The 15,478-nt window shown below is 45.2% G+C and carries 16 protein-coding genes and 2 tRNA genes; 7 read left to right on the forward strand and 11 right to left on the reverse strand.

Going from position 1 to position 15,478, the window contains the following annotated elements:
• Positions 1-248 precede the first annotated feature (248 nt).
• Together PG915_RS10075 and PG915_RS10080 are read left to right on the forward strand one after the other, a co-directional pair.
• A complete protein-coding gene (locus PG915_RS10075; protein ID WP_353496407.1) occupies positions 249-2,540 on the forward strand; it encodes a glycoside hydrolase family 9 protein in 2,292 nt (763 codons plus the stop codon).
• A gap of 74 nt (positions 2,541-2,614) precedes the next feature.
• A complete protein-coding gene (locus PG915_RS10080) occupies positions 2,615-3,403 on the forward strand; it encodes a family 16 glycosylhydrolase (protein WP_353496408.1) in 789 nt (262 codons plus the stop codon).
• Positions 3,404-3,494: 91 nt separating this feature from the next.
• Here PG915_RS10080 and PG915_RS10085 read toward each other — a convergent pair whose 3' ends face one another.
• From PG915_RS10085 to PG915_RS10100, 4 genes are all read right to left on the reverse strand, one after another.
• A complete protein-coding gene (locus tag PG915_RS10085) occupies positions 3,495-4,187 on the reverse strand; it encodes a hypothetical protein (RefSeq protein WP_353496409.1) in 693 nt (230 codons plus the stop codon).
• A gap of 260 nt (positions 4,188-4,447) precedes the next feature.
• Positions 4,448-4,524, reverse strand: a tRNA-Val gene (locus PG915_RS10090).
• Positions 4,525-4,562: 38 nt separating this feature from the next.
• A tRNA-Val gene (locus PG915_RS10095) sits at positions 4,563-4,639 on the reverse strand.
• A 180-nt stretch (positions 4,640-4,819) separates the two neighbouring features.
• The gene (locus tag PG915_RS10100) at positions 4,820-5,485 is read right to left on the reverse strand and encodes a DUF2726 domain-containing protein (RefSeq protein WP_353496410.1); all 666 of its coding nucleotides are present in this window, start codon (positions 5,483-5,485) and stop codon (positions 4,820-4,822) included.
• A 139-nt stretch (positions 5,486-5,624) separates the two neighbouring features.
• Between PG915_RS10100 and PG915_RS10105 the strand changes: the two genes are divergently transcribed.
• On the forward strand, positions 5,625-6,161 hold the full coding sequence (locus PG915_RS10105; RefSeq protein WP_353496411.1) for a lipocalin family protein: 537 nt from the start codon (positions 5,625-5,627) through the stop codon (positions 6,159-6,161).
• A 10-nt stretch (positions 6,162-6,171) separates the two neighbouring features.
• Here PG915_RS10105 and PG915_RS10110 read toward each other — a convergent pair whose 3' ends face one another.
• Positions 6,172-6,933, reverse strand: a complete 762-nt coding sequence (locus PG915_RS10110; RefSeq protein WP_353496412.1) for an MBL fold metallo-hydrolase — start codon at positions 6,931-6,933, stop codon at positions 6,172-6,174.
• Positions 6,934-7,043: 110 nt separating this feature from the next.
• On the opposite strand from PG915_RS10110, the gene PG915_RS10115 reads away from it, so the two are divergent.
• Complete coding sequence (locus PG915_RS10115; protein WP_353496413.1) at positions 7,044-7,751, forward strand: glycerophosphodiester phosphodiesterase family protein; 708 nt, start codon at positions 7,044-7,046, stop codon at positions 7,749-7,751.
• 41 nt (positions 7,752-7,792) lie between these two features.
• Here PG915_RS10115 and PG915_RS10120 read toward each other — a convergent pair whose 3' ends face one another.
• Positions 7,793-8,710, reverse strand: coding sequence for a LysR family transcriptional regulator (locus PG915_RS10120; RefSeq protein ID WP_353496414.1), 918 nt, complete (start codon positions 8,708-8,710; stop codon positions 7,793-7,795).
• Positions 8,711-8,812: 102 nt separating this feature from the next.
• Here PG915_RS10120 and PG915_RS10125 point away from each other — a divergent pair, with 102 nt between their 5' ends.
• Positions 8,813-9,733, forward strand: coding sequence for a DMT family transporter (locus tag PG915_RS10125; protein ID WP_353496415.1), 921 nt, complete (start codon positions 8,813-8,815; stop codon positions 9,731-9,733).
• A gap of 116 nt (positions 9,734-9,849) precedes the next feature.
• Positions 9,850-10,956, forward strand: a complete 1,107-nt coding sequence (locus PG915_RS10130) for a M20/M25/M40 family metallo-hydrolase (RefSeq protein ID WP_353496416.1) — start codon at positions 9,850-9,852, stop codon at positions 10,954-10,956.
• A gap of 55 nt (positions 10,957-11,011) precedes the next feature.
• On the opposite strand, the gene PG915_RS10135 is transcribed toward PG915_RS10130, so the two are convergent.
• The 3 genes from PG915_RS10135 to PG915_RS10145 are packed head-to-tail and all read right to left on the reverse strand — an operon-like array spanning position 11,012 to position 12,222.
• On the reverse strand, positions 11,012-11,344 hold the full coding sequence (locus PG915_RS10135; RefSeq protein WP_353496417.1) for a ribosome recycling factor family protein: 333 nt from the start codon (positions 11,342-11,344) through the stop codon (positions 11,012-11,014).
• The gene (locus tag PG915_RS10140) at positions 11,344-11,781 is read right to left on the reverse strand and encodes a DUF3859 domain-containing protein (RefSeq protein ID WP_353496418.1); all 438 of its coding nucleotides are present in this window, start codon (positions 11,779-11,781) and stop codon (positions 11,344-11,346) included. Before PG915_RS10140 ends, PG915_RS10135 begins: the two co-directional genes overlap by 1 nt.
• A 39-nt stretch (positions 11,782-11,820) precedes the next feature.
• Positions 11,821-12,222, reverse strand: a complete 402-nt coding sequence (locus tag PG915_RS10145; protein WP_353496419.1) for an AAA family ATPase — start codon at positions 12,220-12,222, stop codon at positions 11,821-11,823.
• A 142-nt stretch (positions 12,223-12,364) separates the two neighbouring features.
• On the opposite strand from PG915_RS10145, the gene metA reads away from it, so the two are divergent.
• Complete coding sequence (gene metA / locus PG915_RS10150) at positions 12,365-13,306, forward strand: homoserine O-acetyltransferase MetA (protein ID WP_353496420.1); 942 nt, start codon at positions 12,365-12,367, stop codon at positions 13,304-13,306.
• 46 nt (positions 13,307-13,352) lie between these two features.
• Here metA and PG915_RS10155 read toward each other — a convergent pair whose 3' ends face one another.
• A complete protein-coding gene (locus PG915_RS10155) occupies positions 13,353-13,604 on the reverse strand; it encodes a DUF3081 domain-containing protein (RefSeq protein ID WP_042499564.1) in 252 nt (83 codons plus the stop codon).
• Positions 13,605-13,700: 96 nt separating this feature from the next.
• Entirely contained in the window at positions 13,701-15,380 is a 1,680-nt protein-coding gene (locus PG915_RS10160; protein WP_353496421.1) for an AMP-binding protein, read from the reverse strand.
• Positions 15,381-15,478: the final 98 nt, after the last annotated feature.

Below are 15,478 nucleotides of genomic sequence, written 5' to 3' on the forward strand. Positions count from 1 at the left end.
AATATCCATTTTCGTGACGATGTTCACGTTAATTTCTTATGAGTAATTGTTTAGGCTAACCTTGCTAGGTCGAGATGCGCTTTCATGGCTACATAAATATTTTCATGAAAACAATTCACCAGCACGATAGCCGTTGTATATTTGTTCACAGTTATAATGCTAAGCATTTATTTAAATTCAATTTTCCACCAATCTTCCTTGCCTTAAGCACTACCCAATATATGGTTAGACAAAATAATGGAGGACATATGACAAAACTAAACAAGATAAGTGCTGTTATTCTTTGTGCCGCATTTCATTCTTCAGCCGCGCTGAGTGATGAGATGATTCGTAATGGTAATTTTAGTAGTGCTCTCGACGGTTGGTGGACCGCAGGTGCAAGCGCAACGCCAAAGGATGGCTTCGCTTGCATGGATATAAAGAGTACAGGTAGTGACGCTTGGAGCGTGATCTTAGGTCACGCCGGAGTGGGTTTGGAACAGGGCGAGAAGTACTCCATTCGCTTTGATGCCTACGCTAGTGTCGATACCCAAATGAAAACCCTGATACAACATGAAGGTCCTCCTTATACTCATTACTTCCTCACAGAAACCGTACTTTCCACCAAACCGGAGTCGTATCAGTATGAGTTTACACATCAGCTTGATAGTGATGCTGGAGGCGAATTCCAATTCCAAATGGGCGCACAGAAAACAGGCTCTGTGTGTGTGGCCAATGTCTCAATCGAAGGAAAGCCCTATTTTGAGGTGTCTAAGACCTCGCCCATCCGCACTAATCAAGTCGGCTTTTATCCTCAAGCGGATAAGCTTATCTTTATCACTTCTGACTCCAAGCAACCTTTACGCTGGACGCTTAAAAATGCTCAAGGCATCAACATCGATCTCGGTCGAACATCAGTCTTTGGTTTAAACCCAGCCTCTGGTGAGCATCTTCATCAAATCGACCTATCAAACCTAACCACTGAACAAACCGGACTGACGATCTCGGTTGATGGCGAAGACAGCTATCCATTTAGCATCCAAAAGAACCTTTACCAGTCGCTTAAACACGATGCTTTCTCCTACTTCTATCAAAACCGAAGTGGTATTGAGATCCAAAAAGAATATGTTCAAAGAGCCGATTTAGCGAGGCCAGCGGGGCATACTAACGACCGCGTAACCTGCTTTGATAAAGAGGATGCGTGGGGAAATCAGTGGCCAGGTTGTGAGCTTTCTATCGACGTGACCGGAGGTTGGTATGATGCGGGCGATCACGGAAAATATACGGTTAATGGCGGAATCACTACATGGACACTACTCAACCTATATGAACGCGGGTTATGGCTCGACAATGCCAAGCTTCCGTTTAGCGGCGAAGAGGTAAAGATCCCCGAAGCCTCGCAAGATGTTAATCCAGTGCTGTCGGAAGCGCGCTGGAACGTTGAGTTCATGCTGGCAATGCAAGTACCCGAAGGACAAAATGTTAGCGTTCCTATTGGCGATCAATCTGCTAGTAAAGCACTTGAGCTGACCGCCATTGATGCTTCTCATCTGGCGTTTCATAAAGTCGCCGACGAAGTGTGGACTGGTATGCCATTACCACCGCACAAAGACGATAAAAAGCGCTATGTCGGCCAGCCAAGTACGGCTGCGACTCTTAACCTTGCGGCGATTGGCGCTCAATGTGGACGATTATGGAAAGATATCGATCCTAGCTTCGCCAAACGTTGTCTAACCGCTGCCGAAAAAGCGTGGACAGCAGCTTTAGCGCATCCGGACATTTTTGCCTACGACAACTTCACCGGCTCAGGCCCATATGATGACTTGGTTTTGAGTGATGAGTTCTATTGGGCGGCGAGTGAACTGTTCATTACCACGGGTAACGCTCAATATCGCGACTTCTTGAAAAGCTCTCCACACTATCTAGAGACACCAAAAGGTAACATTGCCACCGACGGCGATATTTTCTGGCAATACACTGCGCCACTCGGCACCATCAGCCTTGCCGTTGTTCCTAATAACCTAGGGAAAGAAGCGATTTCACAAGCTAGAACTAACATCATTCAAACGGCCTCTAACTACGAAGCACAAGTGACTAAAGAGGGTTACCACATTCCTTACTCTGTCGAAGAGTACCCTTGGGGGTCAAACTCAAACTTGGTTAACCGAAGCTTATTCTTAGTATATGCCAATGACTTCAGTGGCGAAGTGAAGTTTCTAAAGGCAGCAGCGAACGCGATGGATTACATACTGGGGGCCAACCCGATGAACATTTCCTATGTTACCGGTTATGGCAGCCACGCGGCGCAAAATCCTCACCACCGTTTTTGGGCAAAGGCGGCAGATGAAAACTCTCCGGCTCCTGCACCTGGTGCTTTAATTGGTGGGCCTAACTCGATCAGCTTTTCCGACCCCATTGCGGCAACAATGAAAGGACAATGCATCGGACAAACCTGCTATCGAGATAACATTGGTGCATGGTCACTCAATGAAATCACCATTAACTGGAATGCTCCGCTGGTTTGGGTTGCGTCAGCTTTGGACGAGGGAAATCTGCACTAATACTGAGCTTTTTTGAATCAATCCAAATGGCCAGCCTCTAGGCTGGCCTATTGTCTACTTTTAAGAGGTTCATAATGACCACAATGTTAAAACTCGTTTGGCTTATCCCTGCGATACTGATCACCGCTTGCAGTTCAGAGAGCAAAACACCGCCGCAAGTCAACGAGGGCACTTCCCCCTCCTTCAATACTGCAGATCAACCTTTGTATGGCGCTGAGGTGTTTAGTCACGACAAAGTACTGTTTGGAAAGTTCGTTATCCGCATGAAAATGGTCTCTAGTCCCGGCGTCATTTCATCGTTCTTTACCTATGACAACGAAAGCTGGGCAGGGGGGATACCTTGGCGTGAAATCGATATTGAGTCGGTAGGAAAACGAAAGGATTTGCTGCAAACCAACTTAATCACTGGTGAAGCAAGCCATCGTATCCACTCAGAACAGCTCCACACTGTTGATGATATCGATGAATTTCATGAACATACTCTTATCTGGACACCGGACGAAATTACCTGGCAAGTTGATGGCGTGACCATACATCAAGAGCTGGCTTCGCAGTCTCTGCAAGTTCAAGACATGCGTGATACTCCACAAAGCTATCGCATGAACCTTTGGGTTGCAGATTCCATCGATTGGGCCGGGCGATTCAATATAGACAACCTACCGCTGGAGCAAACCATCGATTGGATTAAGTACTACGCCTATGACAATGGGGAATTTACTCTTGAGTGGCGTGATGACTTTACTTACTTCGATAGCAACCGCTGGGGTAAAGGAGATTGGAGCTTCGCTGAAAACCTCGCGAACTTTAGGCCAGACAACGCAGTCATTGTAGACGATGCCCTGGTATTACGATTGACCCGCTAGGTTATTTCATTTCAACCAAAATATTCCATGTAACTAAATCAAAAAGCCCGTGACAAAAACGGGCTCTTTTGATTACGCGCAGAAAATACAATTAGCTCGGACGGCTCATCTTAACGCGCTGTTTCACTCGGTCAATGCGCTCTTTGTTGATGCGTTCTTTTAACTGAGGCTTAATATCTGCTACTGGAACAGCCTTCCATTCACCCTCATGATAGACAACGATATAAGATGCACGACTGATTTCCTCACGTACCACCCACTTACCGTCATCGATACGTTTCACATCGCCACGAACATTCCCATCGGGTCCTCGGACAGTCCAAATGCCATTGTCATTTTTGCTACCGGTAATCGTATGCTCCGTGTGCAGCGAAGAGATAGTAATCACATCATCTTGAACCAAGATTTCACCAATACGAACGCCATTATAAGTAATGGAGTACAGAGTCTCACCTTCTGTTTCACGCTCTTTGACCGTAGAGATCTTCGCATCTGGGTTAACCGGTGTTTCATATTCCGGTAAGTGCACAGGGACATCTTGGTCTAAATCTGGGATATACACATAGCCGAAGTCAAAGCCTAAACCTGGCTCTGTTGGCTCAGAGTCCTCTGGTACACTATTACCATAGCCTGGATCCACATTTTCAAAACCCAGGTCGCCATCAAACTCAGGCAGTGGTTCTGTCGGCGATGAGCTTCCACCACTTGATGAGCAGCCTGCAAGTAAAGCGACAGCAAGTGCAGAGCAAAGTAGTTTAGATTTTCGAATCGAGGTAAATTTCATGATGTTTTGCCTTCATGTTTTAAGATGAGCAAAGCTTAAACGCCTCGACCTATTCAAACTATAGGGCAAGAAGTAATTCTGATATTTATGTACTGAATATCGAAAACTCTTAGGTGTTAAAAAGTTAGCGGTTTGAATCAGGAGAAAGGCAGCATGTTAGTCATCATTGGGTAGCAGGCATGAGATTGTGAGACAATGGAGAAAAGTCATAACGTGCAGATACAAAAAAGCCCGCTTCAAAAGCGGGCTTTTTCGAAATTTGGTGGGTCCGGGCGAACTCGAATCGCCGACCCCCGCCATGTCAAGGCGGTACTCTAACCAACTGAGCTACGGACCCAAATTTTGTTCCATTCTGAATAAGCATTCAGAGAAGGATGGTGGGTCCGGGCGAATTCGAATCGCCGACCCCTACCATGTCAAGGTAGTACTCTAACCAACTGAGCTACGGACCCATCTCTCTGGAACGAGAAGGATATTAACCAGACTACCTTAGCTCTGCAAGCACATTTTTGTATTTTTGATGCCGTTTGGTCTAATCGCCATCAAATCGACTCTTTTTTATGCGTCAGAGCCTAAAAAATGTGAAGGCTATCAGCTCTTTGGCGAATAATTATAATCAACAAACTAACGAATTATGCCGATTGCTCGTCGTCGAACACCACATTATAGTTCTCTGTGTACTGACACAGCGGTTGGCGGCTACATGTGAAAAAGCGTCGACCTTTGAACTCCCCTTGCATGGCGGTCTTAATTGTCATTGGACTGCCACAACGCTTACAGAAGCGAACCTCTTTGTCTGGTTCTATCAAATCAATATGGGCAGCCAGTAAACGGCGAATTTTACCTACTTGATAGCTAAGCTTTACCGAAGCACCAATCAGCGGAACGTTCGCCGATTTACACACTTGCATGATCAGTCGCTGACGCTCAATTTTTCCTTTATGTAGCTTCTGACCATTATCATATTCTATGATCACGCGTGGTTGCATCGTTCTTGGGTCACAGACGACGAAATCAAAATAGCTTTTGGCGATCACGTTATTTGCGATAAACCACTGCTTCTTGCTTTTCATTTGCTGCGGTGTCACAACATTTGCCATGCTAACTTTAGTCAGTATCACCCCATGATCGCCCACGGCTTCTTTTAACGCATTATAAAACGCCGTTTGTGCTGAAGATAAAATGGGACCTTTCACTTTGTATTGATACGATTTGGTATCTTCCTGTTTTACAAAGTATTTCAGCGCTACCATGGAAAAACCCACCAGCAAAGCAAAGACGATAAAAATCTCAAACATGTTTTTAGCAATACCCAATGGCTAAGTAGACAATACTTGCTCAGATTAAGCGCAATACCTAATAGATGCAATCTTTGTAGTCTTACCGACACAAAATGACGTATATTCAATAAGTAACCAAACTATTAGAGGTTTTAGGATGAAACTGCTACGTCAATGTTTGCTGATTTCCATCAGCGTGGTACTCCTTGGCTGTACCGGCATGCCAGAAAGTGTTAAACCCGTCTCCAACTTTGAACTAAACCGTTACCTCGGCAAATGGTATGAAGTCGCGAGGCTAGACCACAGCTTTGAGCGTGGTTTAGATAATGTATCTGCCACCTACTCGCTCAATGAAGACGGCAGTGTAAAAGTACTCAATCGAGGTTGGGATACAGAGGATTTGGAATGGTCTGAGGCCGAAGGTAAAGCTAAGTTTGTTGAATCTGAAGACATTGCTCACCTAAAAGTATCCTTCTTTGGGCCTTTCTATGGCAGTTATGTTGTCTACTACCTAGAACCTGACTATTCAGTCGCATTGGTAAGCGGTTATAACTCGGATTATTTTTGGATCCTTTCTCGAACACCATCGATTGAATCTAAGCAGCTTGAGAAGTATGTTGAGCGCGCGAACATCGCTGGATTTGATACTGAGAACTTAATCTTCCCAAAACACGACAAAGCTCAAGTGAATTAACGCTTGCTCGCTAACCCCTAGCGAGCAAAGATTTTACCAAGCTTTTAAGTTTAATCTTCGTCACGCGCCAATGAGTGACCGGTCTTCTTGGTGCTGTTTCGAGGATATGTTGCTTAGCCTTTTCATCAAACGAGACGGGACCACGATGAGCAAGTAACACCCGCTCAGCATTGAGCTTGTATATTTTATCAATCGAATTTCGATATTGATTGGGATGAAATACAGGAAAAGGCGCAATTAAACGCTGCTTGACCTCCACCATAAGATCCGCCACATAAACCGTCGACTGCTTGGCATTGTAAACAGAAATGTCGCGATCTGTATGGCCTGGTGTTGTGAGTACCTGCCAATCGTCAAAATACGGTAAAGTATCACCATCGCCCACGGCATGATCGACTTTGAGTTTGCGTTGATACCATAAGTTGCGCTTGGGCTTACCCATTCGATTCGCCATATACCGGGCCAAAATCAAATCCGTTAGGTGCATAGCCACACCATCAATGCCCGCATACCAAGCTTTTGGCTGCTCACTGGAGACAATGTCCGCTCCAGTCAACGCTTTCAACCTATGAGCCGCTCCGGCGTGATCCGGGTGCATATGCGTGACGACGATGGCTTTGAGATCAGAAACAGGACGATTCAGTTCGTCCCGAATATAGCGTAAAATCGTGCCGACATCGGCTCGGCTTGCGCCGTCCAGTAACAGCAATTTATCTGGATACTCAGCGAGATAAATCTGTTGGATATAACCTGAAATCTGATGGATTTTCATAAGCCTTGCTAACTGGTCAGACAACCTTGATGCAAGATAACCTGATATTAACAACATTGCAACAAACCCTATTATATATAGCGATAGACGTCGCTTTCTGAGGTTCATTTATGAGTGTAATTTATGTTGGTCATAGAGGTGTAGCAGGGACTCACCCAGAGAACACCATGGTCAGTATTCAACAGGCGCACGCGCTAGGATTGCAATGGATTGAAGTGGATATTCAACCAACCAAAGACGATGTTTTAGTGGTCTGTCACGACCATACAGTGAACCGCTGCAGTAACGGAAAGGGGCGCATTGACGAGCAAACTATCGAGCAGCTCAGTAAGCTTGATTTTGGTGCTTGGAAGTCAGAAGCGTTTGAGCAAGAACGCATCATGACACTAGTACAGTTGCTCGATTTTTGTCACCAGCACAATATGTGCATCAACCTTGAGGTCAAGATCGATAGCCACGACGCCAACCATGTTGTCTCTTTGCTCAAATCGGTACTGGATATCCATTCTATAGATAGAGAATGTCTTATTATCTCCAGCTTCAGCGCTGAAGTAATGCAAGTACTGTTCGAAGCAAAATTGGGAACACGTCTTGGTGTGCTTGCCAAACGATTGAACCGCAAAGCCATTGCCAGCATTCAAAACGTCAACGCATTCAGTTGCCACTTAGACTACAAATGGCTAACCGCTAACCACCTTAATATGCTGCGTGAACTTGAAGTAGAAATTTGGTGCTATACAGTAAACAACCCAAAATCGTTCAAATACTTAGATAAAGTAGACGCCATCTTTACTGACTATCCAACGCGCTTTATTTAATCGAGATCCTGCGGAGCTTAACTTACCGCTCCCCGGTCAATCTAAGGCTCTGGGTTTAGTGATGCGACCATAAAGTCGATAAACGCGCGTCTTCGAGCCGGCATGAATTTCGACTGAGGAAACTGCAACGTGATCTCACCTTGATAGCGTGAGATTACTCGCCATTCTGGAAGCACTTGAATGACTTCACCGTTTTGAATCGCCTCTTCAACCACAAATTCTGGGAATATGCCTATTCCCAACCCTTGCTTAACTGCGTTAAGGCGAATTTCTGAATGGTTGACCGAGTATGGTCCTTCTACCTCGACTTTGACATCCTCTCCACCCTTTGAAAAACGCCAAACATTGTCATTTGGCTGCTCATTAAGGTACAGGCAATCATGCTGCGATAAGTTGTCTGGATGAAAAGGAATACCATGCGATTGCAAATAGCTTCGACTGGCGCACAACACTGCATTAGTATGCCCTAGCGACTTCGCAACCAGGTTTTCCCTCGGGAAGTGAGTCAGTTCAAACACAAAGTCAAGGTTATGCCCAAACGGGTCAACAAACTCATCACTGACCATCAAACGTAGTTTGGCTTTTGGGTATTTGGCTAAAAATTCAAGCATCAGTGGTTGTAAGATACGGCGGCTAAACGCTTTAGGCGCTGCAATGCGCAACTCGCCTGTCACCTCACCTAACTCTTGGCTCGTCACGTGAACTATATCGTCAGCTGAATCAATGATCTTCTGACTGAATTCGTAAACCACTTTGCCCATTTCCGTTGTCACTTGCTTTCTCGTCGTGCGCTCTAGCAAATCTGCATTTAAAGCGGCCTCTAGGCGACTGATCTGACGGCTAACACCTGATGGGGTTACTCTCAATCTTTGCGACGCTGCTGTAAAGCTACCTGAATCAACAACCGTGACGAACGCCACGATGTCCGGCAGTAATGCCATGAGCTTATTTGTGTCCATTAGTCACAAGTCCTATGAAGTTTGGAAGTATTATCACGCCTATATTCATAAGCTAGCATAGTAGAACATATACTTGCATTGAACTTTATTACAACGACGCATATGGAAACAAATTTCGCTAACAAGATCTCATTTCATTGGGCAATCATAGGATTACTCGTAGTTTCAATCGTTTGGGGCACAAGCTACGGTGTGTCCAAACAAATATTGAATCAACTCACTGTGGTCGAACTGCTTTTGATTCGGTTTGTTATTAGCTGCGCCGTCCTGCTGAGCGTTATCTATTTCAAGCAACAAATCAGAATGTTCACTTCGCAGTGGCGTCGCTACCTACAAGTCGGCATTTCCACTGGGCTTATCTTAAGCTGCATTTTCTTAACCGAAACATGGGCGGTTAAACTGGTTCAAGCTGGGCAAGTCGCTGTATTGATTAGTCTATGCGTGCTCTTTACACCATTACTCGAAACTGCATGGCTCAAAGTCAAACTTCCCAAAGGAATCATGCTGTTTTGCAGTATAGGTTTTACTGGCCTGGTGATGATAGCAAGCCCTAGTGAGCTGAGCATAGATCTTGGGGTTGGTTTGGTGATCATCGCAGCCCTACTTCGAGCCGTGATGGTCGTTACGTGCCGTAAAGCATTTACTAAAACACCATTGCAAATAGAAATTATCACCCTAATTCAACTGTCAGTAGTTACGCTTATCAGTTTCTGTCTCGTCCTATTAGATTCAGAGAGACCCGCACTGATAAGAACTCTACAAACACTCAATAGTCAGGATTGGGCGAGCCTACTCTATCTAGCGCTTTGTTGCACATTACTGGCGTTCTTTGTACAAAATTACGCAGTGAAACACTTGCCAGCTAGTCAGGCATCATTACTTATGGGTACTGAGCCAATGTTTGGTTTGCTGTTTGCTAGCCTGTTTCTAAGTGAAACCATGACCCCAGTGCAATGGTTAGGGTGCTTCATTGTCATAACCACTACGATTGCAGCTTGTTACAAATTTTCAGCACAAAAATAGTCCAAAAGACAGTCAGATTGACTGCAAGGCGACACTTTTATTGATTTACCTCAGGTCTTAGGATGTTCAGTAACGTGTAAAGTGGTCTTCCCTGTTTCATAACGTGAAGTGACCCCATGACTCAAGTAAATACAGAGCGCCTCGTAAACCATTTTTGTGAACTAGTAAAAATCGACAGTGAATCTGGCAACGAAAAAGCCGTTGCTGAAGCGATTGCTGAGCAACTTGGTGAGCTAGGCTTTGTGGTAAGCAAATTGCCAGTACCAGAGCAATACACCAATGGCTTTAACGTCTACGGACGCTTAGAGGGCAAACAAGAAGGCAGCATCGTCTTCAGTGCTCACATGGACACAGTCACACCGGGCATCGGTATCGAGCCTATCATCGAAGATGGCATCATCCGCTCAAAAGGCGACACGATCCTTGGTGGTGATGACAAGTCAGGTATCGCGGCAGTGATGGAAGCCGTTCGTTGCTTACAGGAGCAAAACCGCGAACACAAAACGATTGAAGTTGCATTCACGGTTCATGAAGAAGGTGGTCTGTTTGGATCTGAGCATTTCGACATGTCTTACATTCAATCGAAAAACGCTATCGTATTGGATACAGGCGGTCCTATCGGCACTATCGTTACTGGTGCACCTGGTCAGCAAAAAATCGTCGCTAAGATCAAAGGTCGTCCAGCTCACGCAGGTCTTGCGCCAGAAGAAGGCATCAGTGCCGCTATGGTTGCAGCGGACGCTATCGCTAACATGAAATTACTGCGCATCGACGAGCAGACCACAGCAAACATCGGTTCAGTACACGGCGGTCAAGCAACAAACATTGTTATGCCTGAGCTAACAGTCGTTGCAGAAGCGCGCTCTCTAAATAGCGACAAACTTACTGCTCAAGTTAACCACATGGTTGAGACATTCCAAGCATCAGCAGAGAAGTTTGGTGCAGAGGTGGAGATTGAGTCAACTCGCGCTTACGACGCGTTTGTTATCGCTGAAGATGATGCTCACGTTCTGAAAATCAAAGAAGTGTTTGCGTCAAACGGTGTTGAAGCAAACACTAAGCATACAGGCGGTGGCAGCGATGCTAACAACTTCAACGAGAAAGGTTTAACGACAGTAAACCTATCTACAGGTATGTCTAAAGTGCACACCACAGAAGAGTTCATCGCTGTTGATGACATGGTGAAGATCACCGACTTTGTGATTAGCTACGTAACCGCTTAATCATACAGTAAAAATAGAAGCCGCCTCTGCTCACAGCGAAGCGGCTTTTTTATCATCACAAATCTTCAAATTCATCAATCGCAGCGCGAGCCTCTGCCAGCGTGCACCCAGATTGATACATCAAATCAGCGACCGTGATCTCAGGCTCCCGCTCAAGGACTTCTTGAATGGGTGACTTGTAGCCATCTAGCACTTTATTTATCGCAACAGAAATCCAGCCGACATTGGCCTCGATGGAAAATTTCAATAATGCAGAAGGCTCTCCGCTCAGTGTCCAGTTGCGTGAGCGTCTAATACGTTTTAGCGTACAGCCATACTTCACAGCACAGGCCATGACGATAGCTTTATCTTCAACGCGGTGAACAAAGCTATTCAGCTTTACCGACACTAAAAACCGCGACGTTTCCAAAACTGACCTTCATCTCTTGCTGTGACTTTAAAGGTTTTTTCTGCGATGGTTTTACCCTGCATCTCGATCACCATGCGCCAATCGCCTAAGTTACTCTCAAAGCCATTGATAGGATCAAGTAACTGAATAGTATCGCCAAGGTAGAAGTCCCAGTCATTGCTACCGACGTGTTCATCGCCATCAAAAGGCGCTAACACCTGCCCTTTTTTACTCAGCACGCCAGGGTGATAGATACAATATCGAACCTTCTCCCCTTTGGCCTTTTTGATGTTCACAATAAAGCCAAACTCAATATGCTCATCCGCAGGTACGATAGTTGTGAATTCTTGAATTTTAGGGAGATCTTTGGAGCCTGAATCCCAAGTGGAGTAAATGCCATAAGAGGTCATTTCTACGACAGGTGAACGCTTCGCCATGGTAAATTTTCTTTTATTTTTCTGTTCTAATGGTTGGGGTTAATCTTGCCAGCGTTTTTGCATAGACGCTATGACATCATCACTAACACCATGAATATTTAGATACCGACCTCGGCAAACGATGATCTCTAGTTCAGCCTTATAACGCTTAGCGAGTATTTTGTAAGCTTTCATCTCCCACAAGCGAACAAACGTATTGGCGACCACCACGTCTTGATTGTCCGCAAGCGCAGATTCCACTTGTTTTTGGCACCAATCATGGGCGTCGGCGATTTTGCTCACATCATAATGATACTCGCCATCAGCATTCAAAAAATACATATCGGCCTCGTAGTGAGCCGCATTGAACGTCTTGGCTAAGGTACTTTTCCCAGAACCAGGTAAGCCACGAATGAGCGTTAGTTTCAAACTCGTTTCCGCTATCAGTTTATGCAAAGGCATTATTGTACCTTGTCTTGGCATCATTAGTAGCGCACTTGCACACTAACGTAAGCTAAAATTAATTATCGACAAGAAATAACGTTTGCGTTAATTTAGATGTATAGACGTCCAGAAGACCAAAACAGAGCTTAGGGAGAAAGCTGTGCCAATTAAGATCCCCGATCAACTGCCTGCATCAAATGTATTGCAACAAGAGAACATCTTTGTAATGTCGGAAACACGTGCGGCGACTCAAGAAATTCGCCCACTTAAAGTGTTGATCCTCAATTTGATGCCAAAGAAAATTGAAACTGAAACTCAGTTTTTGAGGCTACTCTCTAATAGCCCACTGCAAGTTGATGTAGAGCTACTGCGCATTGATGATCGCCCAAGTAAAAATACGCCAACGGAACACCTAGACACCTTCTATCGTCAGTTCGAAACCATCAAAAACCGCAACTTTGATGGACTGATTATTACTGGTGCACCACTCGGTCTCGTACAGTTTGAAGATGTGATTTATTGGGAGCATCTACAAACCATCATGAACTGGGCAAGCAAACACGTCACGTCAACACTTTACGTGTGTTGGGCGGCACAAGCGGGCTTGAAGCTACTGTTTGATCTTCCAAAGCGCACGCGAAAAGAAAAGCTATCCGGTGTATATCACCATGAAATCCACGATCCACACCACCCTATCCTTCGCGGTTTTGACGACACCTTTTTAGCACCGCACTCCCGATACGCTGACTTCTCACCGGAGTATCTAGACTCACACACGGATCTCGATATTCTTGCAACCTCTGATGTCGCTGGTGTGTATCTTGCGGCCACGAAAGATAAGCGAAATGTATTCGTAACAGGTCACCCTGAGTATGATTCTCATACGCTACATAATGAATATGTGAGAGATTTGGGGGAAGGTATGGAGCCAGCTATTCCAATTAACTACTACCCTAACAACAACCCAGACAATAAGCCGATTGCTAGCTGGCGTAGCCATGGTCATTTGCTGTTTGCGAACTGGCTTAACTACTGTGTTTACCAGCAAACACCTTACGATCTTGACCACTTTAGTGAAGCTGCATTTACAAAAGACGAATAGCCTTCATCTGCAATGCCTCCCTTTAAGGAGGGAGGCATTAGGTATTTCACTTCGCTAACATCGCGACTTTCTTTAAAAAACTATCACGTAAGTGCTCTTGGTCGTATTCAAGGTGATAGGTATTGTGAAAACCCACTTTAAGTTCCACACCATTACCCCGCATATAAACGTTGTACCCATCGTAATCGGAATAGGCTTCAACGCCTTCGTAAATTTTGCCAAATTCGGTGTCTGTACCGTTCTCCATCACCGCGTCATACGCTCGAAGAATTTTGTTGGGATCAAGTTCGTTTCTCATCGCTATCTCCTTCAAACAAAAAAAGCCACATTTAAAGTGTGGCTTAGTAGTGCGTATTGCGCCAGTTTGGTGGCTAATTGATCTGAAAATTCAGTTCTACTGATCGCGTAGCTCGCGCCTTAAAATCTTGCCTACGTTGGTTTTTGGCAGCTCATCCTTAAATTCAATAAAGGTTGGAATCTTATAGCCGGTCAAATGTTTACGGCAGTGCTGCTTAATTTCATCCGCAGTCACGTTGCCGTTAGCAACGACAAACAGCTTCACCCGCTCGCCGGCAATATCATCTGGAATACCGACCGCAGCCGCCTCAGTCACTTTCGGATGTAGGGTTGCAACTTCTTCAACTTCTGTTGGGAACACATTGAAGCCAGACACGAGAATCATGTCTTTTTTGCGATCTTCAATGTAGAAAATGCCTTCCTCATCCATTCGGCCAATATCACCAGAATAGAGCCAACCGTCTTCTGCGAGGATCGCTTGGGTTTCAGCGTCTTGCTTCCAGTAGCCTTTCATCACCTGTGGGCCGCGAATTTGTATTTCACCCACTTGATTCACTCCAAGCGCCTGACCCTGATCATCAACAATACGCAGTTCAGTACTTGGCAACGGCACTCCAACCGCTGCCACGTAGGCTTGTTGAGTATGTACACCGCCCGCTACGACAGGTGAACATTCTGTCAGACCATAGCCCTCAATGATTGGCATTCCCGTGATTCTTTGCCATTCCTCTGCAACATGCTTTTGAGTCGCCATGCCGCCAGCAATGGTGAATTCTGCGTTAGAAAAATCGAGCGTTTTAAACTTCTCATGCTTGTTAAGCGCCGCAAGCAAGGTATTCAAACCAAAGATCATGGTAAACGGATACTTGCTCAAGTCATTGACAAAGCTGTTTAGATCACGAGGGTTAGTGATCAATAGATTGCTTGCCCCCATGTACATCATCAGCATCATGCTGACCGAGTTAGCAAAAATATGATAAAGCGGTAATGGTGTCACTGCGCGCTCTTGCTCTTTCGCAGTGCGCGGACCAAAATGTCCAAAAACCTGAAGCACATTGGCAATAATGTTGCGGTGTGTCAGCATCGCGCCTTTAGCGAGCCCAGTTGTCCCACCTGTATATTGCAAGTACGCCAAATCATCACGGGTTAATTCTGGCGCAACAAAGGTCATTTGTTTGCCATCAGTCAATGCACGACGAAGGGAGATAGCACCTGGTAAGTTGTATTTAGGAACCATCTTTTTTACATACTTAACGACAAAATTCACCAAGGTGCGCTTATGAGGCGCTAGTGCATCACCGATACTGGTTAAAATCACGTGCTTGATGCTGGTCTTTTCAATCACTTGTTGCAAGCTATTGCCAAAGTTGGTTACCGCAACAATGATGGTGGCGCCTGAGTCACGAAGCTGGTGTTCAAGCTCACGCGGTGTGTACAGCGGATTGACGTTCACTACCACAAGACCTGCTTTTAGCGCACCCAAGATAGCAATAGGATATTGCAGAAGGTTTGGCATCATCAGTGCAATGCGATCGCCCTTTTTAGCGTGAAGCTCCGTTTGCAAATAGGCCGCAAATGCTTCGCTCTTTTCATTCAATTCACGATACGTTAGAGAATGCCCCATGTTCACAAATGCAGTGTTATCGGCAAACTTCTCAAAAGGCGCTTTAAACATCTCATTGATGTTGGTGTACTGGTCAACATCAACAAATTCAGGCACATCACTTGGGTAAGTCTTTAGCCAAGGTTTATGTCCGTTTCGGTTCGCATTGCTCATCAAATTCATACCTTCATAGTTAGACCTAGCTACTTTATCTAAGAAGGGGTGACGACTAAAGAATTGAGTGATTATTCTAATTTGATCGCTTGTTTTAT

It is taken from the genome of Vibrio sp. CB1-14, assembly GCF_040412085.2.
GTDB lineage: Bacteria > Pseudomonadota > Gammaproteobacteria > Enterobacterales > Vibrionaceae > Vibrio > Vibrio chaetopteri.